Raw genomic sequence first — 21,439 nt, forward strand, 5'->3', positions numbered from 1 at the left:
ACATCACGCAATTTCCTGTCGATGATCAAACTGGCATCCGTCAGGCTGTGGATCGAGTTTTATGAGTCCGCTGCCTAATCCTTGCGGCTGTTTTGTAAAAATCGTGATTTCCCTGAGCAGCAAAATTCGCTAAAGTAAGAAAAAAACAACAAGCGAGTGAGGCAGATGAGCAGACTCTTTCGCGCACTGACATTGGTATTATTGGCGGCCAGCTGTGGCGGCGGGTCTGGAACCTCGCCCAAATATCTGGACAATGCCTGTTCCATTTTGACAGAGCGCCCACAATACGCCCGCGCCTTCAAGGCAACGGAGCGCCGCTGGGGCGTCCCCGTACATGTCCAGATGGCGACGATCTATCAGGAAAGTAAATTCGTTTCGAATGCGCGCACGCCGTATCGCTATGCTGCCGGGGTGATCCCAGTCGGCAGGCAGTCCAGCGCTTTTGGATATTCTCAAGCCCTCGATGGCACATGGGAAGAATACCTCGCGGCAACAAGAAGCGGTTTCGCCCGGCGCGATCGCATTCGCGATGCGACGGATTTCATGGGCTGGTACATGAAGGAAACAGAGGAAAAACTGGGCATTCCGCTTTACGACACCCGCAACCAATATCTTGCCTACCACGAGGGACGCTCGGGTTATGCACGCGGCAGCTATAATCAGAAGTCGTGGCTGGTTCGTGTTGCGGGTGAAGTCGATGCGCGATCCAAGATGTACGCAACCCAATTGGAAAAATGCAGGGTACGCGGACTTTAGTTTTCTCGGCTTGGCGGGTTGAACAGGCGGTTGGATAAAGTGCCGCCTGTGGTCATCTCGCCGAGAATGACGGTGGTCTGACCACCGCCGCTGTCGTTTACGACCCACTGCCGCAATTGCACGGGCGCATCCGTAAATTTCATCTGGATGCTCCCGTATTCGCTGTTTTCCGGATCTTGGGCGGTGATGACTGTCGCGGTCCCGTCAAAGTCATGTCCCACGACCATCTTCTCACGGGACAGGTCGACGTTGCGGGCAAGAATGATCGACAAGGGCGTTTGGCGCAGCGGATATGTCTCAGGCTGCTGGTTCGACTTGCTGTCGGCAATATAGACCGCGTTTGCGCTGGCCACGACCAACGCGCTGTTGGGTGGATCATATTCAAAACGCATCTTGCCGGGGCGTTTGATGTAAACGGTGCCGGTGTCCGTCGTCCCGTCGTCATTGATCTGGGTAAACCTGGCTTGGACCGTTTTAAGATCGTTCAGATAACCTGAAATATCCGCTAACGGCAATTTATCCGCCCATGCGCCTTGCGCCACAACGCTTGCCAATACGACCACGGCCATACGTTTCAAAAGCTTCATACCGCTCACCTTTCCCGGCTTTTCCCTTTGGCTCAGATATAAGGCGTAGGCGCGCGATATGCGATATCACTCAACAAATTGCGGCGGCAGACCGCTGGTACGCGGCAAATGCTTCAACCTTGTTCAGGCACAAGGATCTCGCGCTTGCCAACATGGTTCGCCGAACTGACGACACCCTCATCTTCCATCTGCTCCACCAGACGCGCGGCCTTGTTATAGCCGATCGCCAATTTGCGTTGGATGTAGCTGGTCGAGCATTTGCGATCCTTGATTACAATCGCCACCGCCGTATCATAAAGTGCGTCTTCGCCATCCGTGTTGCCACCAAGACCCAGCACTTGATCAATGCTGCTTTCCTTGTCCTCAGGGGGCCCTTCCACCACGCCGGAAACATAGTCCGGTGCGCCGAATGCCTTGAGATGGTTCACAATCTCTTCGACCTCTTCGTCACTGACGAAGGGACCGTGGCAGCGCGTAATCTTGGCCCCGCCCGCCATATAGAGCATGTCGCCCATGCCCAGCAGCTGTTCGGCCCCCATCTCGCCCAGAATGGTGCGCGAGTCGATTTTCGAGGTGACCTGGAATGAAATCCGGGTCGGGAAGTTTGCCTTGATCGTACCGGTGATCACATCGACCGACGGACGCTGTGTGGCCATGATCAGGTGAATGCCGCTGGCCCGCGCCATCTGCGCCAGACGCTGGATACAGGCTTCGATCTCTTTGCCCGCGACCATCATCAGGTCTGCCATCTCGTCCACGATCACGACAATATAGGGCAGCGCCTCGGGTGTGATCTCTTCCGTCTCAAAGATCGGCTCACCGGTGTCATCATCAAATCCGGTCTGTACCGTGCGACTGAACATCTCGTCCTTGGCAAGCGCTTCGCGCACCCGACCATTGTAGCCTTCGATGTTGCGCACACCCATCTTGGACATCTTGCGATAGCGATCTTCCATCTCGCCCACAGTCCACTTGAGGGCCACGACAGCCTTCTTAGGATCCGTGACGACCGGGCTCAACAAGTGCGGAATACCGTCATAAACACTCAATTCCAGCATTTTGGGGTCGATCATGATCAACCGACATTCCTGCGGCGTCAGCTTGTACAGCAGCGACAGGATCATGGTGTTGATCGCAACCGACTTACCCGAACCCGTCGTCCCCGCGATCAGAAGGTGAGGCATCTTGGCAAGGTTCGCGACAACCGAGTCGCCACCGATATCCTTGCCCAGGGCCAATGGCAGGCGCATATTGCTGTCACCGAAATCCCGGCTGGACAAAATCTCACGCAGAACAACTTTCTCGCGGTTCTCGTTGGGGAGTTCGATGCCGATGACAGACCGGCCGGGCACTGTCGAGACACGGGCCGACAAGGCCGCCATGGAGCGGGCGATATCGTCTGCAAGGCCGATGACACGCGACGCTTTCAAACCGGGTGCGGGTTCCAATTCGTACATCGTGACGACCGGGCCGGGACGAACTGCAACGATCTCCCCTTTCACGCCGTAGTCATCCAGAACGTTCTCAAGCATCCGCGCATTTTCTTCCAACGCGTCATCGCTGAGGTGATGGCGCTGAACTTCGATCGGGTTTTCCAGAAGGTTCAGTGGCGGAAGCTCAAACCCGGGATGGGTGTCTTCAAAGCGCAACGCAGGCTGCGCCTCGGCTTTGGCGCGGGTGCTGGGTTGGACAGGTTTGCGCACCGGTTGTTGAACAACCTTCCGAGGCTCGGCCACGGGGATTTTCGGAGCGACCGGGTCAGGTACAAATGTATTCTCGTGATCTGACGCATGTAGCGATTCAGTTTCGATGACCTCTTCGTCCTCGACCGGAACCTCCAATGGGGCAGTCAACTGCGGTTCGGCCCGGTTCAATGACGCCGCGGTCAAAGGCGGCTCTGGCGGCAGATGCGTATGCGGATGGGGATTCAAGAGCAGCGGATCCGGTCCCCGCCCCCGGCCCTTCGTCAGCGGCGCAACCGACCCGATCTGGATCGCGGGATTGGACCGCACACGCGATTTGATAATGTCAGAGATCCGGGCCTTGATGCGCTCTTCGCCGGAACCTGCGTCCATATCCAGTTCGTGATGTGTCTCGATCAACTCGGCTTCGGGCATGTCATCGGGGGCCGGATCGCTCCGTTTGATCAAGGTCGGCATGCGTGACAAAAGGCTCGGCTTGGCCGGTTCCTCATCTTCGAAGTCTTCATCTTCGGGCAGGCTGGCAGCGTATTCATCTGCCTCCAGTGCTTCGGCTTGGCGCGCCGCACGCCGTTCCGCGTTGCGCTCCTGCATGACGCGTGCGGTTTTCACCGCCCCATTGGCACCGATGCCCAGGACGGTCATCAAACTGGCATAGGCCATGACAAGCCCGACCACCAGAAACCGCATCACACGGCGCAGTTCAGGCATGGTAAAGCCAAGTACGAAAGCCCCAAAGACAAGGATGCCCACCCCCATCAAAAGAGACATCATCTTGACGGAAAAGGCCGATCCGAGCGGAAGAACCGTCAGGATCATCGCCATAACCGTGTCCCCGAACAGCCCGCCGAGGCCAAAACCGTGCGTGGCGACCCACTCTGATCCAGGCTGCAACGTCGCTGCGTAAATAGAGCCAAATGCGATTGCAATCGGTGCAAAGATCAACCGGCCCAGCGCACGCTCCGTGCCCAGATGAAGGGCAAAACGGGCTCCCCAGGCTAAAAGAATTATCGCAATGCCAAAAATACCCCAGCCCGCGATCATGAACATCGGCGCGACAAGCGCCGCACCCGTGCGTCCCATCCAGTTTTGTACCGGCGCATCCGTCGAAGCCATCCAGTTGGGATCATCCGGCGTGTAACTCAGCATCATCGCCGCCGCCATCGCACCCAAGATCAGCAGCGCAATTCCGATCAACTCACGGCCGCGCTTTTCAATCGCTGCCTGCATTCCATGATCAAAAAGTGGATCCCGTCGTGTCTGATATGCCATGCTTCCCTCGTCTTTATTGGGCATAGATTACATCGCGAATGGCCCTCAGGCCGCGCTCCGTCTCTGCCTTTGGAGCGACCAAGGCCACCCGAATATACTTTTGACCGGGATTGAACCCATCGACCTCGCGAGCCAGATATGCGCCGGGCAAAACCCGCACGCCGGTCGCCTTCCACAGTTTAAGTGCCGCGGCTTCCCCATCCGCGACAGGCAACCACAGGAAAAATCCAGCCTCCGGGGCTACGTAGCCCGGTACGTCACCCAGAATGGCGTCCGCCATCTCATATTTCTCATGATACTGGGCCCGGTTCTCGACCACGTGCACCTCATCCGCCCACACAGCCGCCGCCGCATATTGCAATGGAGTGGGCAGAGGCGTGCCCGCATAGGTCCGCAACTGTTTGACCTGCCGCATCGTTTCAGGGCCGCCGACGACAAACCCAGAGCGCAGCCCGGGCAGGTTCGACCGCTTTGACAGTGAATGAAACGCCACAACCCGTTCAGGATGAGCGTCGCTCACACATTCCAGAATGCCAACCGGCGGCACGTCACGGTATATTTCTGAATAGCACTCATCCGCAAAAATCTGAAAATCATAGCGGTCTGCCAACGCGATCAGAGTACGCCAGTAGGCTTTGTCCGCGACGGCGCCCTGCGGATTGGCCGGCGAGCACATGTAGCACGCAACCGTTCGGTTCAGAATGTCCGGGTCGACCGACGCATAGTCCGGCAGATGCCCGGTCTCGGCGGTTGCAGGCACCAAAACAGGCTCGGCTCCGGACGAAATCGCGGCCAACATATACACTTGGTAAAACGGGTTCGGCATCAACACGACGGGGCGCTGACCGTTCTTGGCTTCAGGGCACAGCGCCATGCCCGCATTGTACAGACCTTCGCGGGTCCCGTTCAAAGGCATCACATGAACATCAGGGTCCATGTGAACGCTGTAGCGACGCGCAAGCCAGTCACAAAAGGCGGCGCGTAATTCAGGAATACCTTCATTTGGCGGGTAGCTGTTGAACCCTGCCCCATGTTCCGCAATCACGTCCGTCACCCACGCCGGAAAGGCATGTTTCGGCTCGCCAATGGTCATATGCACCACATCACCGCCCGACGGATGAACGTCCAACAGCGCGCGCAAACGCGGGAATGCATAAGCCGGAAGGTTCGAAAACCGCTCAGGAAACGTCATAAAACTGCCTCAGGTTCGGGATCGTGTTCGCCCCGTTTGGGATAGGATACCCCAAGGCTGGTTCCCACGTCCAGAAAAACCACGTCAAAACCCAATCTTGTGGCAAATCGGCCAACGATCCTCTTCATCTTGCCAGGTAAACTCCGGGGGGAGCGCGTAGCGCGGGGGGTTGGCCCCCCCTGTTATCCATGCCACGCCGACACGATCATGGCTCGCCAAGCACCTGTTCGGCAGCAACCCCGATCCGCAACAATGCCTCTTCGCAATATGGCGCACCCATCAGCATGATACCGCAGCTGGGCACGCCGGTTGGCAATGTCAGCGCACACAACCCCATCAGATTACCGACGCGCGTGTTGCGCAATGTCAAAAGGTTTTCAGAAACATAATAACCACTATCGCTGTTCAGACGACCAAGATCCGGCGGCAGGATGGGTGCCGAGGGAGCGAGAACCGCATCATACCCGGCCATACGTACACGCCAGGCCCGCCGAGCCGTCTCCAAACGCGACCAGGCTGCATTGTAATCGGGGGCGGAGAACGTTGCCCCAAGCCGGAAACGTTCCAGAATTTCCGCATACATCGCTTGCGGATTGGCCTCGATGACATCGCGCCACAATCCATAGACTTCCCCCGGATAGAGCGGGCCAGACGTTGCCATCGCCCCATTTTCACCGGCCAGTTCCGGCACATCAACGGGTTCGACCACGGCACCCGCCGCCTGCAACCGCTCCACCGCCGCAGTGTAGGCCGCCAGTGGCGCATCCCGGATATCATCCAGAACCACGGTTTGCAGCGCCGCAAATCGCCGACCCTTCAATGCTCCGCCACGCAAATCAAAAGCCTTCCGGCCCTCCAATGCGGACATCAAAAGGGCGGCATCCTTTACTGTTGTGGTCAGCGGACCGACAGTGTCGAATTTCAGGCTGAGCGGAACGCAGCCTTCCAAAGACAACCGACCCGCCGTGGTTTTCAATCCGACAAGATCGTTCCAGGCTGCCGGGATGCGTACGGATCCGCCCGTATCCGATCCAATGGCTGCAGGGGCCAAGCCAAAGGCAACCGACGTCGCAGCACCCGACGATGATCCTCCGGGCACGGCCGCAGAGTCATTCACGCAAGGCGGCGTGGCGGTAGAAGGGTTGTACCCGAGGCCCGAAAAGGCCAATTCGCTCATATGGGTCTTGCCAAGGCACACCAATCCGGCTGCGGAGGCGTTGCGTAAAACGGTTGCATCGCGCTCCGGCACACGACCTTTCAACAACTTCGAACCGGCCTCGGTCAGCGTTCCTGCGGTATCAAAAAGGTCTTTCCAGCTGATCGGGACGCCGTCCAGTGGCGATAACCGCTGGCCTGCCTTGGCGCGCAACCGCGCCGCTTCGGCTTCGGCCAAGGCGCGGTCCTCAGTCAGACGGGCATAGATGCGGTCGCGCAATTCATGGGTGTTGATCCGGTCAAGAAAAGCCTGCGTCAGATCAACGGGATCCAGCGCACCCGATGCGATGGCATCCCCCAACTCCGCCGCGCTCTTGTCCAACCACTCTTGCATTGCCGACCTCCACATCCAGTTTCAGCGACGGTAGCGACGTGCTGGCGCATGGACAATCCCAACCGCACCGCCATATTGCGGTCTATGCAAGTTTGATCCAAAGGCATGCCATGACACGCGACTGCGATATCCTGATTGTCGGCGGCGGGCTGTCCGGCCCGATCCTCGCCCTGGCTCTGGCCCAAACCGGTTTGCAGGTCACCGTCATCGATGCGCTGAAGGAAAACGTGCGTAAAAACGCGGCTTTTGACGGGCGCAGCTACGCTGTCGCGCTGACGTCGCAACGTCTGCTGGCGGGCATCGGCGTGTGGGACATGGTCGCCGATAACAGCCAGCCGATCCTTGAGATCAAGGTATCGGATGGCCGCGCTGGCGAAGGACCGTCACCCTTCTTCATGCATTTCGACCATGCAGAAATCGAAGAAGGACCGATGGGCCATATGGTGCAGGACAGATATTTGCGCCGCGCCCTGCTCGACGCGATGTCCGGAACAGACGGCATCACACATCTGTCCGGCGAAACGGTCATTGAGCAAACGGTAAACGCCAGTGGCGTAGAGGTGACGCTGAACTCCGGCAAGTCGCTCACGGCCGGGCTCCTGGTCGGGGCGGACGGACGCAGCAGCGGCACCGCGACGCGGGCGCGCATCAAACGGGTCGGCTGGGGATATGGACAAACCGCGCTGGTCTGTGCGATCGCGCACGAAAAACCGCATCACGGCATTGCCCATCAGTTCTTCATGCCGCCCGGCCCGCTTGCCATTCTGCCATTGCCGGGAAATGTCAGTTCGATTGTGTGGAGCGAAAGCGCCAAGACCGCAACAACGTTTCATAACCTGCCCGACGACGCGTATCTGACGATGCTGCGCCCGCGCTTTGGTGATTTTCTGGGGGAGATCAGCCTGACCGGCCAGCGCTACACATATCCGTTGTCGTTGTCGCTCGCGCAGCGGCTGTTGTCGGATCGGATCGCCTTGATCGGCGATGCGGCACACGGCGTGCACCCGATTGCGGGTCAGGGATTGAATGCGGGCATGCGCGATATCGCAGCACTGGCCGAAGTGATCACCGATGCCAGCCGTCGCGGCGAAGATCCGGGAAGCATTGCAGCACTGACCCGCTACGAAGAGTGGCGCAGGTTTGACAATACCGCGCTGGCAATGGCAACAGACGGGTTCAACCGCCTGTTTTCGAATGATTATACGGCACTTCGCGGATTGCGCGATATCGGAATGGGGGTCGTCAACGCTATGCCGAGACTGCGCCGCAGTTTTATCCGCGAAGCGGCCGGCTTGACCGGCGATCTGCCACGGCTGATGCGCGGCCAACCACTCTAGGTCAGGGCGGACGATGCGTCCGCCTTACGGTATCAGAATCACCGCCACCCCAGTAAGGCGGACGCATCGTCCGCCATCGGCGTCGTGCCGTCATCATGCTTGGGCAGTTTCGACCGGATAGAGTCCGTCTTGCAAAGATTCTTGCAAGAAAGAGATGAAATACTCTTTGGCGCTGTTTGTTTGATCCGTACGCCACACGACGATTGTATCCAGATAGTCCGAAACCCCGTCCAGCGATACGACCTTTAATCCCGGAGCAAGCGTATCCGCCACAGAGTCTGTCAAGATCGTGATTCCCATCCCGCAGGCCACAAGACGCAGAATATCCGATGTCGCGAGGCCGATCTGTGCGACGACAGGTTCAAATCCGGCCTTGCGATAGAGCGGCATCAGGTAGGAATGGAAATGCTCCCATTGCTCTGGCGCTCCGTGAATCATTGCCTCATTTGCAAATTCCTCAAGGCGAACGCTTTTGCGATCCGAAAACCGATGCCCGTCATAGACAACACAAACAAATTGTTCGCGCTGAATACAGCAATATCCGAACCCCGCACGTGCCACCGATCCTGTGGCGAACCCGAAATCGATTGTGCCATCTTCTAGATCGACCAACTGGTCCGAGGTGACGGTATGCGTCAGTCTCAGTTCGATATCAGGCTGAGATACCTGAAATTCCTTCAGGATTTTCGGCGCGTTTCCGTTGATCGCATTGTCGGTATATCCGATCCGAAGGGTCCCGATTTTACCCTGATGAACCCGCTGGGTATCTTCGACGATTTGAGTGGTTCGGTTCAAAACTTCCTTGCACCCTTTCAGAAAGGATTGACCGGCTGTCGTAATCTCCACGCTGCGGTTGCTGCGCACGAGCAAGGTCACGCCCAGCGCGCGTTCGAGGTTCTGAATGGTGCGGCTCAGAGCGGGTTGCGCCACGCCGAGTTTCTTGGCCGCTTTGTGAAAATGAAGCTCTTCGGCGACGGCCACAAAGCATCGGAAGTGTCGAAGATCTATGCTCATGATGCCCAAATTGTATCAATACCGACTATTTTGATATTATACTCGTGAAAATTGTTGTGCAAAGCTCGCATGAAACAAAGGACTAACCGGGAGAACGACATGAACGCCTTTAATTTGAGAACATTTCTTGCGTCCGCCGCATTGGCAGGCGTGACAGCAACTTCCGCTTTTGCGGCAGACATCACCATGAACGTCGGGTTCGGCGCACCTGAAGAGTCACTCTACGGCCGTTTTGGCAAGATTTTTGAGCAGAAGGCCGAAGAATACACAAACGGCGCGATTGATGTGAAGCTGCGTTGCTGTAACCAGATCAGCTCCGAAGACGAAGCATTCAAGGCAATGCAACTGGGCACAGTCGACGGATTTTTCATCACCGCGAACAACGTGTCTCCGCACTGGCCGCTGATGGACGTAACAGTGCTGCCGTATATTTTTCAGAACAAGGACCATCTGGCAAATGTCCTCGATGGCGAAGTTGGCCAGATCATGAAAGAGAAACTACAGGCGGAAACCAGCGTGCACATGCTCGCGTTTGGCCCGGCGCTCTATCGCGATTTCTACAACTCCGTGCGCCCCGTCAACACGATGGCGGACATGGACGGCCTGAAAATCCGCGTGCCCAAGAACGAGGTCATGATCGCCACCTTCGAAGCCTTTGGCGCAAACCCGGTGCCGCTGGCCTGGTCTGAAACACCGACGGCACTGCAAACCGGTACGGTGGACGGCGGCGACAACGGCACGTCCTTCATTCGTGACATGAAATTCTATGAGTTCGAACCGCATCTGGTGATCCTGGAGCACTTCGTCTCCTTTGCGCCGCTCTTTGCCTCCGACAACTTCATGAAAAAGCTAAGCGATGAGCAGCGTGAGCAGATCATCCGCGCCGCAAATGATGCCGGGGCCGAGTTCGCACTGCAGGTCGCAACCGAGACCGAAGAGATCCGCAACTGGCTCGCCACCGAAGGCGGCATGGCGATGACGACGCCGGACAAGACAGACTTCGTAGAAGCCGCAAAAGGCGTTCAGGCGCAGTTTGCCGAACAGCGTGGCCCGGAATTCGTCGAGCTTGTTGGCATGATCCAGGCGGCGGCCGAATAACAGGTCGATCGAAGGGGGCCCATGTGGCCCCCTTTTTACGTGCCCCAACATCAAGGACGCCCCGATGACAGCATTAAAGTGGCTCGAGCGACATTTCGAAGAACTGATTTGCTGTACATGTCTTGTGATTATCTCGGTCGCCGTATTTTCACAGGTCGTTGCGAGATATGTGTTTCAGGTCGCTTTGCACTGGACCGAAGAAACCGCCTCGATGGCAATGGTCTGGGCGGTCTATACCGGTGCGTCCCTCTGCGTCCGTGAACGGTTCCACATTCGGATCATGGTCGCCGTCCATGCGCTGCCACCACGCCTTGCCCGGTATGTTATCTTTTTGGCGGATGGGCTTTGGGCATTTTTCTGTGTCTTCATGGTGCGGGTCAGCATCGATTATCTCTATATCTTCTGGCGCTTTCCCGAGACGTCCCCCAGCCTTGGGATCAATCAATTCTATCCACAGACGATTCTGGTGATCGGCTACACCCTGATGCTGATCCGGCTGATCCAGACCTATGTCCAATGGTACCGTGACGGGGCAGAGGGCCTGCCGGGCATGTTGAACGAAGATGGCTCTGATCCAATTGCAGATGACGAGGCCCACATATGAGCCCCCTTGCCATTCTCGCGATCAGCTTCGTCGTTCTCACGATCATGGGTATTCCCCTATTCGTTGCTGTGGGTCTGACCACCGCTGTCGCGATTTATCTCATCGACATCCCCTACACACTTATGGCGCAGACCGGCTACGGCAGTCTGACGCCGTTTCCGCTGCTGACCATCCCCCTCTTTGTCCTGGCCGGGCGATTGATGGAAGTGGGCGGCATGGCCAACCGCATGATCGGGATTGCGACGGCCCTTGTCGGTGCCTATCGCGGGTCAATGGGGTTGGTGACAGTCTTTGCCTGTATGCTGTTTGCGGCCCTGTCGGGCTCCGGCCCCGCCACCACGGCGGCCATCGGATCCGTGACCGTACCCGCAATGAAGCGCGAAGGCTATGACGTTCCCTTTGCTGCCGCGATTACGGCCAGCGCAGGCGCGCTGGGCAGCCTCATTCCACCGTCGAACCTGCTGATCATCTACGGTCTGGTCTCGGAAACGTCGATCCCGCGGCTGTTTCTGGCGGGTCTTTTGCCCGGTCTCATGGTCACAATTCTGCTGATGATCACGACATACATCATCGCGCGCCGTCGCGGCTATGGCGGCGATGGCGACCCGTTTGCCTGGGGACCGTTCCTCAAGGCGGCCTGGGATGGGAAATGGTCCATCGGCGCGCCTGTGCTGATCCTTGGCGGTATCTATGGCGGGGCCTTCACCCCGACCGAAGCCGCGGGCGTGGCCGTGTTCTATTCCCTCTTTGTCGGTGTGTTTATCTATCGCGAACTGACGCTGAAAAAGCTGATCGACGCGCTACGGTTTACCGCTCTGCTGACCGGTATCCTGATCTTGCTGACACCGACGCTGGCCTTCGGACAGCTCACCGCGTTTTTCGATGTACCCGCCGCCGTACAAGAGGGCATCACATCGATCACCGAGAACAAGTATCTCGTGCTTCTGCTGATCGGTATCTTCTATATCTTCATCGGCACATTTATGGAATCACTGGCGCAGATCGTGCTGTTCACCGCCGTATTCCTGCCGCTCGTGACGTCGATTGGCGTTGATCCGGTGATGTTCGGCATCTTTACAGTCATCACCTGCGAGATCGGTTTTCTGACGCCGCCTCTGGGCGCGAACTTGACGGTCGCTGCGCGTATCTCGAACATCTCGATCGAACGTATCTCGGTCGCTGTGCTGCCCTTCATCGGGGCCTATATCATCGGCATGCTGATATTGATCGGATTCCCCGATATCGCGACGCTCTTGCCCAACTGGCTGTATGGTCCTGCGCTTTAGGGAGGTATCGCAATGTATGATCTGGTTCTGAAAGGCGGCGAAGTTTTTGATGGCTCCGGCGGCAGCAGTTTCATTGGCGACGTGGCCGTGAAGGATGGCATGATCGCAGCGATAGAGCCAAGCGGCACCCTTCAAATCACGGCTGCTGAGGACGTGATCGATGTGTCAGGGTTGGTGGTGTCGCCCGGATTCGTCGACATGCACACCCATTCCGATTTCACGCTGATCGCCGATGGCCGCGCGGAAAGCCAGGTGCATCAGGGCGTCACGACCGAGGTGATCGGGCAGTGCGGCGCAAGCTGTGCGCCCGTGAATTCCAAAGACGACATTCGCCGCGTTGCCCCATGGTACACGGACAAGGCCACGCACAAACCCTGGCTGGGTTTTGGCGATTATCTGGACGTTCTGGACGCAACCCAGCTTGGCGTGAACGTGATGGCCTTTGTCGGCCACGGCACCATTCACCGCGCTGTTGTGGGCGGCGAATTGCATCCCGGCGAGGCGGATGACGTGAAGCAAATGGCCCGCCTTGTTGATCAATGCATGGACGAAGGGGCCGGTGGGTTTTCCTCGGGCCTCGAATACTTCCCCGGCATATTGGCCGCTCCTGAACATCTGGTGCCGCTGTGCGAGGTCGCGGCCAAGTATAAACGCCTCTATGCCACCCATGTGCGCAATCGTGACACCCACTACGATCTGGGATTTGCCGAAGCGATTGCGACGGCCCGCCAATCCGGAGCCAAGCTACAGATCAGTCATATTCAGCCTAAGTTCGGGGCGCCAGACTATGCGATGGAGCACACGCTGGAAATGATCGAAACAGCGCGGCGTTACGATACTGACATCGCCTTCGACGTTATTCCACATGATTGGAACAACACGCTGATGGCGGCGATCTTGCCGAAATGGGCGCAGGCTGGAACGCTCGATGATATCCTCAAACGCCTTGCCGACCCCGAGCAACGCGAAAGGATCAAGGCCAATCCACAACCGATGTGGTTGATCGTGAAAGCCGAGAAGTGGTCCGATATCGTGGTGCTGAACGCGACCCACAACAAGGATCTGGTGGGTATGGATTTTGCCGAGATTGGCCGGATGCGCAATTGCCACCCATACGATGCCGTACTCGATATTCTACTGGAAGAGGGCGATGACCTCATGTCGTGCATGTGGGCATCAAAGTCATTTCAGGACAGCGACATTGATCTGTGTTTGCATCAACCCGAATGCGCTGTGATTTCCGACACCGTCGCCACAGCAAACGAAGGCGTGCTCAAGGACCACCTTGGCTCTTTGACCGGGTACGGATGGGCCGCGCGGTTCTTGCAATACTACGTGAGAGACCGGGGTATTCTGACGCTCGCTGAAGGGATCGCAAAGCTGACCTCTGTCCCTGCGGCCCGGCTTGGGTTGAAGAACCGCGGGGTGCTCAAGGTCGGATATCATGCGGATGTATGCGTTTTTGATAAGGTCAATATCGCGAGCAATGCCACCGCAAAAAACCCGCGCCGTTATGCGTCAGGCATATGCCATGTCGCTGTGAACGGCCACCTCGCGATGCGCGACGGCGCGCGCGTGCCGGTGAATGCAGGCCGGGTCATTCGCGAATTCGCTGTCTGACCACCCCGTCAAAAAACCGGAATGCGTGCCGCGCTTGGGCGACAGCGCTTGAACAAGATGATGCGACGCTTCACCCGGCGCGCGCCTTGTCTTGGGATGTCCGACGATGCCTCTAGGGTTGTCGTGCGGACAGGCGCAGGCCCATGTGACGATTGACGTCTTTGTAGAGAAGATAGCGGAATTTACCCGGGCCACCGGCATAACAGGCTTGCGGGCAAAAGGCGCGCAGCCACATATAGTCGCCCGCTTCGACCTCGACCCAGTCACTGTTCAGGCGGTAAACCGCCTTGCCTTCAAGCACATAAAGCCCATGCTCCATCACATGCGTTTCCAGAAACGGGATCACCGCGCCCGGTTCAAACGTCACGATGGTGACATGCATATCGTGGCGCAGATCGTTGGGATCGACAAAGCGGGTCGTGCCCCATTTTCCCTCGGTACCCGGCATGATCGTCGGTGCGATATCCTTTTCATTCGCGATGATCACATCGGGATGATCCAGCCCCGGCACCGCCTCATAGGCTTTGCGTATCCAGTGAAAGCGCAGGATCTCGTCGGTCGTGTTGTGCAGCGCCCAGTCCGTCGAGGGCGGCAAAAAGGCATACCCGCCTTCCTCAAGGCTGTGCGTTACCCCCGCAATCGTCAGCGTCGCTGTCCCTTCGACGACAAACAAAACGCCCTCGGCTCCTGAATCGGATTCCGGCTGATCGGAACCGCCACCGGGCGAAACTTCCATGATGTATTGCGAAAACGTTTCCGCAAATCCGGTCATGGGGCGGGCGATAATCCAAAGCCGGGTCTTATCCCAGAATGGCAGAAAGCTGGTCACGATGTCGCGCATCGTCCCCTTCGGGATGACGGCGTAAGCATCCGTAAAGACGGCCCTGTCGGTCAAGAGCTGGTCTTGGCCAGGATGCCCGCCGTTTGGGGCAAAATACTTCGCTGTCATTGGTTGTCTGTCCTGTCGTACTGCGGTTTGATCCGTTTATGAGCCGGACCGCCCAAGCAAACCACCCGTATTTGCCAAGCAGCACTTATCGTATCTGTTTGATAATGGATGCAGATATTCCCAAATCCACCAAATGGCACCCGATCTCGTCGCCGAAAACAAACGGGATCAGTATATCGGGAACACGGCGGAAATATCCGTATTTTCCAGATTGTCCTCTCTGGACGTGACCGAATTTTCATCCGTATCGACGTGTCGAGACAGGGTCGCCTTGCACGGCACACCGTTGACATAAACCTCTGCGATGGCGCGATCATCGCCCATCATTTGCAGGATGAACAGTTCCTCGGCCAGACTCCCGGCGCGCTCCATGCGCAAGGCCATCGCATCCGTACTTTGCGAATTCAGGACGACAATGTCGGCCTCCGTTCCGGCATCCAGCGTGCCGATTTTGTCCTCAAGCCCCAGAACACAGGCGTTGCCGCGCGTAACCCAATGAAACGCCTGCAACGGGTGCAGCGATTGTCCTTGCAACTGAAGCACCTTGTACCCTTCGTTCAGTGTTTGCAGCATCGAATAGCTTGTGCCCGCGCCAACATCCGTGGCGATCCCGTTGGTGATGCCTTTTGCCCGCAAACCAGCGTTGTCAAACAGCCCGCTCCCCAAGAACAGGTTGGACGTCGGGCAAAAGACCGGGTGCGCGCCCGTTTCGACCAACGCATCGATCTCGCGCGGTTTGAGGTGAATGGAATGGCCAAGCAGCGCGTTTTCGCGCAACAGCCCATAGGACTGATAAACGTCGAGATAGTCACGCGCTTGCGGGTAGAGTTCGGCAGTAAAAGAAATCTCGTCATGGTTCTCCGACAGATGCGTCTGGATGTGACAGTCGGGATGCTCAGACGCGAGGGCCTGTGCCATCTCCATCTGTGCGGGAGAGGACGTGATCGCAAAGCGGGGTGTGATGACATAGCTGTTGCGCCCGGTCCCCTGCCACTGTTCGATCAGCGCCTTGGTGTCGTCATATCCAGACTGTGGCGTATCGCGCAGACCGTCCGGCGCATTCCGATCCATCAGGACCTTGCCCCCCAGCATCCGCATTCCCCGGCTCGAGGCTTCGGAAAAGAAAGCATCTGCCGAGGTTTTATGGACCGAGCAAAAGGCAACTGCAGATGTCGTGCCATGCGCGATCAACTGATCAAAAAACTTCGACGCCATCCGGGCGCTGTGATCCGGATCGGCATATCGGGTTTCTTCGGGAAAGGTGTAATTGTTCAGCCAATCCAGAAGTTGCGACCCCCAGGACGCGATCACCTGCACCTGTGGAAAGTGGATATGCGTGTCGATGAACCCGGCCATCATCAGATGTGGCCGGTGATCCGTAACCGGCGTCGATGGTGCGGCGCTGCGGAGCGCGTCAAATGTGCCGAGCCTCTGAATGGTCCCGTCCTTGATCAGCACTGCGCCATCTTCGAGGTACGTATAGGCACTGGCGTCATCACCATCGCGCGGTTCGCGATGAAACGTCAGCACACGTCCACGGAGCAATTTCTGGGTCATTCGTTGTCTCACCACATGCGAGGGGATGTCAGGGCGGCAGACCTGCCGCCCCCGTGTGCTTTACGCCTGTTGGGCAGGCGTATCATCATCGATCAAATCCGGTTCGTCCGGGACGATGATCCGATGCTCAAGATCCTCTTTCGGCGCAACGGCCGGATAAACATAGAGGAACGCGCCGATGATCAGATACCCGATGGTGATACCGTCCAATTGCGGCAATTGCAGCGTATTTGCATGAATAATGCCAACCGAAGACATCACCGCCGCAGCCAGAGCAAACCCACCAGCCATCTTGAACCGCCCGTCGATCACATCCGCCACGATGGCACCCCAGACCAGGCCAGTGATGATCGCACCCTGGCTCAGGGCGAGGTGGCCCTCGTAATATGCACCGTTCATCAGCAAGGCGGCTGTCAGATTTTCATCGCCCAGCGCAGGCAGTCCTTCGACGCCAGATGCGCTCAATGAATTCATCAGAGCCCCCCATTTGATCATCAGGAACGCGGAGATATGCGGTAAAATCGCAAAGGAGACGGCGGCCATGTGCAAAGGCTTCACGGCCCACGCCGTATTCGTGATCAGGCTGACCGATACAAAAACCAGGACGGGCGCAGCGGCGGCAATCGGAATGAGACCCGCAAAGAACGACAGGAACCCAAAGAACGCGGCGGCGGCGATCACCAGGGCAACGCCCACGATGTAACCCGCATGCGCGTCCATCCGTTTGTAGGCGGGATGGCCGATATATACGGTCGTCGGAAACGGCGAGCCAAAGAGCGCGCCGATCATCGTGCCTGCACCATCCGTGACCTGACACAAGCCCACCGGATAACTGTCGCCAGCGGCCTCGGCCGATTCCACGTTATTCATCGTTTCGATGAAGTTGTAGATTTGAACCGGGATCAAGACGAGGAACAACTCGGGGTTCGCGAAAAGGTACTGCACCCCGGCGATCAAATCGCCAAAATATGGAACGGGTGGATAGAAACCGATGCCGCTGACGTCAAAGCTGGACTGGCCCAACACGATTGCGATGACTGTACCGGCACCGATCGCCACAAGGCCCGCTGGCAGGTTACCGGGCAACCGGAACCGCCCGATCAATCCCCAAAGGATGAACAAAAGCGACGTGAAACCGATGATCGGATGCTCGAAGATCTGCGCCAACGGGACGGATCCGATAAACACCAATGCGATCCCGCACAACGTACCCAACATCCCGGCCCGTGGCGTAATCCGTTTGAGATACGGCCCGACGATGGCACCCAGCGCCGCCACGATACCGCCGATGAAGCCCGCGCCAATGCCGACCTGCCAGGCCAGCAGCGGGTCTTGTGTGGCCCAATAGATCGGCCCGATCACGCCGAACAGGTAAACGAACATCACAGGTGTCGAGATACCGTATGGCAAGGCCGTAACGTCCTTGCCCTGCTTGTTCGCAGCCCATTTGGCGAGGTAGGTATAGACGGCAACCCCTGCCAGGATGGCAATGGCGGCCCCCGGAACGATACGTCCGAACACGATCTCGGTCGGCATTTGAAATACAAACTGGCAAACCCCGGTCAGGATCAGCAAATTGACAAGGTTGTCGGTAAACAGCGCCCAAAACGCGCTGAAATCGCTGCGTGTGAACAGCTTGTAGCTATAGGTTCTACCGTCCATGACGGTCTCCTCTTCTGATGTGACCGGCCTTCGACCTTTTGCGTCAGGCGGAAATTCCTTTCCGGTCATGTTGGCGGCCCGGCTTGGGCGCTTTGTTTGCCCGGTGAAGGGCATTTGCGGCAGTTTCAGAGGTCAATTCAGCCATCACTTCAGCCACCACGAAGGAGGCAATGACGCTGGGCCGCTTGTCACGGCTGCCGCTCGCCCCGATGGGACAATTCAGATGTTCGATGGAGTGGTGATCGCAATTGGCACGCACCCAATTGCGGAACTTGATCCGCTTGGTCGCGGATCCGATCATCCCGACATAGGCCGCATCACCGCGCTCCAACGCAGCCGACGCGAGCAGGAAGTCCAAACCATGATCGTGGGTCAAAACGATAAAGGCGCTGCCTGCCGGAGCATTTGCAATATCGACTTCGGGCATTGCACTGAGCCGCAGTTCGACATCCGCATGGCACAGGGATAATTCCTCGGGTCGCGTATCGACAAGGACGCTGCGCACCGGCAGGTGCTGCAATTGGATGGCCAGCGCCCGTCCGACATGACCGGCCCCCAGAATATACACGTGGGGCAGTGCATCGTCCTGGTCATGCGCCCGGACTGTGGCCGCGCGCCGGTCAGACCCGCGCATCCGCGACAGGCCAATCTCGACCCGCCCGCCACAGCATTGTCCAATCTCCGGGCCCAGCGGAATATCCAGATCCCTGTTCAAGGCGCCATCCCGAAGCATCTCGCGTGCCGCTTCGATCGCCATGTGCTCCAGCTGACCACCGCCAATCGTGCCCAAGAGCGACGTCTCGGATACGAACATTTCCGTGCCCGCGTTGCGGGGCGACGACCCGCGCACGCGGGTCAGGGCGATGCGGATCACCGATGTGTGGGCGTCCAGAAATCGGACCAGATTGTCGGACATGGATGCCATGACCTACGCCTCCGCCTTCATCCGCGTGACAGCCATCAATACCCGTTCCGGTGTCGCCGGGGCGTCAAGGCGGGGGCAAATCCGATAATCGGCAACCGACGCCACCGCCATCGACAAGGCCTCGAACACCGAAATACCCAGCATGAACGGCGGTTCGCCCACCGCTTTGGAGCGTTTGATCGTCAATTCCCGGTTCTCGGACCAATCCGCCAATTTCACATTGAAGATGCGCGGCCTGTCGGAAGCGAGCGGGATCTTGTAGGTCGACGGTGCATGGGTCCGTAACTGCCCCGCATCGTCCCACCAAAGTTCTTCTGTGGTCAACCACCCCATACCCTGAATGAACGCGCCCTCGACCTGACCCTTGTCCAAGGCCGGGTTCAGCGACCGTCCCACATCGTGCAGGATATCCGTCCCCTCGACCCGGTACTCCCCCGTCAATGTATCAATCGTCACCTCGGAGCATGCGGCTCCGTATGCGAAATAATAGAACGGACGCCCCTGCCCTTTGCTGCGGTCCCAATGGATCTTCGGTGTCTTGTAGAACCCCGCGGCCGAGAGTTGGACACGCGCCATGTAGGCCTCTTTGACAAAGGCGTTAAAGGTCATCACATGTTCGCCGACATGGACTTCATTGGGATGGAAGGTCACCGCCTGCGGTGTCACGGCCCATTTTTCAGCCGCGAACGCCACCAGCCGTTCCTTGATCTGCTCAACGGCGTTCAGAGCCGCCATGCCATTCAGATCCGTCCCGCTGGAGGCCGCCGTTGCTGACGTGTTCGGCACCTTTTCAGTGGTGGTCTTGGTAATCTTGATCCGCTCGAAATCAACCTGAAACGCCTCGGCCACAATCTGCGCGATTTTGGTGTTCAGACCCTGACCCATCTCGGTGCCGCCATGGTTCAGATGGATGGAGCCGTCGTTATAGACGTGCACCAAGGCACCCGCCTGATTGTACCAGGTGGCCGTGAAGGAAATCCCGAATTTGACCGGGGTCAGCGCGATCCCCTTTTTGAGAACCGGAGACGCTGCATTGAACGCAATGATGTCCTGACGTCGTTTGCGGTATTCGGCCGTTTCTTCCAACTCTCCGACCAGACGCTCCAGTATGTTGTCATCAACTTGCTGGTGATACGGCGTCACATCACGGCCCGCGCCGCCATAAAAGTTGGCCTTGCGCACATCAAGCGGGTCTTGCCCAGTGGCAAAGGCAATCTCTTCGATCATCCGTTCGGCAACAATCACGCCTTGAGGGCCGCCAAAACCGCGAAATGCCGTGTTGGACACGGTGTTGGTTTTCATCGGACGGCTTGTCAGGCGAACATTGGGATAGAAATACGCATTGTCCGCATGAAACAAAGCCCTGTCCGTAACTGGCCCGGACAGGTCCGACGAGAACCCGCAACGCGCGGCAAAGATACCGTCAACGGCTTCGATCCGCCCTGCGTCGTCAAAAGCCACATCGTAATCGACGACAAAATCATGGCGTTTGCCCGTCGCGGTCATGTCCTGATCACGATCCGGGCGAATTTTGACGGCCCGCTTCCACTTTTTTGCAGCAATCGCCGCAACCGCACAGAACAGGTTCATCTGGCTTTCCTTGCCACCAAACCCGCCGCCCATGCGCCGCACATTCACAACGACCGCATTGGACGGCACACCCAGAACGTGGGCCACCATATGCTGCGCTTCAGAGGGGTGCTGGGTCGAGCAATGCACAACAACTTCGTCATCTTCACCTGGAATCGCAAAGGCGATGTGTCCTTCGAGATACATGTGATCCTGTCCGCCAATGGCCATCCGCCCTTGAATGCGGTTCTGCGCTGCCGCGAATGCCGGATCAATCTCTCCGCGTTCCAGTTTCAACGGAGCCGTCACATTGGGATAGCCAGCCTCTTGCGCGGCGATCGGATCAAGCGCGTGCGGCAGTACTTCGCAATCAACTTTGGCCAGTTCTGCAGCGCGGCGGGCGGCGTCTCGGGTTTCGGCGATGACCGCAAACAACGGTTGGCCGTAAAACTGGATCGTCTCGGTCGGGAACACAGGTTCGTCGTTCAGGCCGGTGGGGCTGATGTCATTGACACCGGGAATATCCTCGGCGGTCAGCACTCCGATGACGCCCGGCGCGGCCAGTACATCCGTCAAATCCAGACCGTTCAGGGTGGCATGCGCAACATTTGAAACCCCAAGGTAGGCGTGCAAGGTGCCTTCGGGTTGGGCGATGTCATCGGTGTAATCGGCCTGACCCGTCACATGTTTGATCGCACTGTCATGAATACGGTCGGTATGGGCGGAACCGGTGATGGAAACGTTGTCTTTCATCGTATCATC

At 57.8% G+C, this 21,439-nt stretch carries 16 protein-coding genes; 6 read left to right on the plus strand and 10 right to left on the minus strand.

The features are described from left to right. Positions 1-165: 165 nt before the first annotated feature. Entirely contained in the window at positions 166-756 is a 591-nt protein-coding gene (locus LC354_RS14880) for a transglycosylase SLT domain-containing protein (RefSeq protein ID WP_223425115.1), read from the plus strand. Here LC354_RS14880 and LC354_RS14885 read toward each other — a convergent pair. The 4 genes from LC354_RS14885 to LC354_RS14900 all read right to left on the minus strand — a co-directional run bounded on the left by LC354_RS14885 (position 753) and on the right by LC354_RS14900 (position 7,056). Next, complete coding sequence (locus LC354_RS14885) at positions 753-1,343, minus strand: outer membrane lipoprotein carrier protein LolA (RefSeq protein WP_399203639.1); 591 nt, start codon at positions 1,341-1,343, stop codon at positions 753-755. The genes LC354_RS14880 and LC354_RS14885 overlap by 4 nt on opposite strands. A 113-nt stretch (positions 1,344-1,456) precedes the next feature. After that, the gene (locus LC354_RS14890; protein WP_223425117.1) at positions 1,457-4,315 is read right to left on the minus strand and encodes a DNA translocase FtsK; all 2,859 of its coding nucleotides are present in this window, start codon (positions 4,313-4,315) and stop codon (positions 1,457-1,459) included. A 13-nt stretch (positions 4,316-4,328) separates the two neighbouring features. Further along, complete coding sequence (locus LC354_RS14895; protein WP_223425118.1) at positions 4,329-5,507, minus strand: aminotransferase class I/II-fold pyridoxal phosphate-dependent enzyme; 1,179 nt, start codon at positions 5,505-5,507, stop codon at positions 4,329-4,331. A gap of 205 nt (positions 5,508-5,712) precedes the next feature. Next, positions 5,713-7,056 carry an amidase gene (locus LC354_RS14900; protein ID WP_223425120.1) on the minus strand — a complete coding sequence of 448 codons (1,344 nt, stop codon included), beginning with the start codon at positions 7,054-7,056 and terminating at the stop codon, positions 5,713-5,715. Between the two features lie 110 nt (positions 7,057-7,166). Here LC354_RS14900 and LC354_RS14905 point away from each other — a divergent pair, with 110 nt between their 5' ends. After that, entirely contained in the window at positions 7,167-8,393 is a 1,227-nt protein-coding gene (locus tag LC354_RS14905) for an FAD-dependent monooxygenase (protein ID WP_223425121.1), read from the plus strand. 93 nt (positions 8,394-8,486) lie between these two features. Here the strand turns inward: LC354_RS14905 and LC354_RS14910 are convergent, their stop codons facing one another. After that, the gene (locus LC354_RS14910) at positions 8,487-9,407 is read right to left on the minus strand and encodes a LysR family transcriptional regulator (protein ID WP_223425123.1); all 921 of its coding nucleotides are present in this window, start codon (positions 9,405-9,407) and stop codon (positions 8,487-8,489) included. A gap of 99 nt (positions 9,408-9,506) precedes the next feature. Here LC354_RS14910 and LC354_RS14915 point away from each other — a divergent pair, with 99 nt between their 5' ends. The 4 genes from LC354_RS14915 to LC354_RS14930 all read left to right on the plus strand — a co-directional run bounded on the left by LC354_RS14915 (position 9,507) and on the right by LC354_RS14930 (position 14,015). Beyond that, positions 9,507-10,505 carry a TRAP transporter substrate-binding protein gene (locus LC354_RS14915; RefSeq protein ID WP_223425125.1) on the plus strand — a complete coding sequence of 333 codons (999 nt, stop codon included), beginning with the start codon at positions 9,507-9,509 and terminating at the stop codon, positions 10,503-10,505. A 64-nt stretch (positions 10,506-10,569) separates the two neighbouring features. Then, positions 10,570-11,109 carry a TRAP transporter small permease gene (locus LC354_RS14920; protein ID WP_223425126.1) on the plus strand — a complete coding sequence of 180 codons (540 nt, stop codon included), beginning with the start codon at positions 10,570-10,572 and terminating at the stop codon, positions 11,107-11,109. Then, positions 11,106-12,395 (plus strand): TRAP transporter large permease, encoded by a 1,290-nt coding sequence (locus tag LC354_RS14925; protein WP_223425128.1) that lies wholly within the window; start codon positions 11,106-11,108, stop codon positions 12,393-12,395. The genes LC354_RS14920 and LC354_RS14925 overlap by 4 nt, the downstream gene beginning before the upstream one ends. A gap of 12 nt (positions 12,396-12,407) precedes the next feature. After that, positions 12,408-14,015 (plus strand): N-acyl-D-amino-acid deacylase family protein, encoded by a 1,608-nt coding sequence (locus LC354_RS14930; protein ID WP_223425129.1) that lies wholly within the window; start codon positions 12,408-12,410, stop codon positions 14,013-14,015. Between the two features lie 112 nt (positions 14,016-14,127). On the opposite strand, the gene LC354_RS14935 is transcribed toward LC354_RS14930, so the two are convergent. From LC354_RS14935 to xdhB, 5 genes are all read right to left on the minus strand, one after another. After that, positions 14,128-14,964: a bifunctional allantoicase/(S)-ureidoglycine aminohydrolase gene (locus LC354_RS14935; protein ID WP_223425131.1), complete on the minus strand. Its 837-nt coding sequence runs from the start codon at positions 14,962-14,964 to the stop codon at positions 14,128-14,130. Between the two features lie 168 nt (positions 14,965-15,132). After that, the gene (gene guaD, locus LC354_RS14940) at positions 15,133-16,521 is read right to left on the minus strand and encodes a guanine deaminase (protein WP_223425133.1); all 1,389 of its coding nucleotides are present in this window, start codon (positions 16,519-16,521) and stop codon (positions 15,133-15,135) included. A 60-nt stretch (positions 16,522-16,581) separates the two neighbouring features. After that, positions 16,582-18,183, minus strand: coding sequence for a xanthine/uracil/vitamin C permease (locus tag LC354_RS14945; RefSeq protein WP_223425135.1), 1,602 nt, complete (start codon positions 18,181-18,183; stop codon positions 16,582-16,584). Between the two features lie 43 nt (positions 18,184-18,226). Beyond that, positions 18,227-19,108 carry a xanthine dehydrogenase accessory protein XdhC gene (xdhC, locus tag LC354_RS14950; RefSeq protein WP_223425137.1) on the minus strand — a complete coding sequence of 294 codons (882 nt, stop codon included), beginning with the start codon at positions 19,106-19,108 and terminating at the stop codon, positions 18,227-18,229. 3 nt (positions 19,109-19,111) lie between these two features. Further along, positions 19,112-21,430, minus strand: a complete 2,319-nt coding sequence (gene xdhB / locus LC354_RS14955; RefSeq protein WP_223425138.1) for a xanthine dehydrogenase molybdopterin binding subunit — start codon at positions 21,428-21,430, stop codon at positions 19,112-19,114. Between the last annotated feature and the right edge of the window lie 9 nt (positions 21,431-21,439).

The organism is Tateyamaria pelophila, assembly GCF_019966495.1.
GTDB lineage: Bacteria > Pseudomonadota > Alphaproteobacteria > Rhodobacterales > Rhodobacteraceae > Tateyamaria > Tateyamaria pelophila.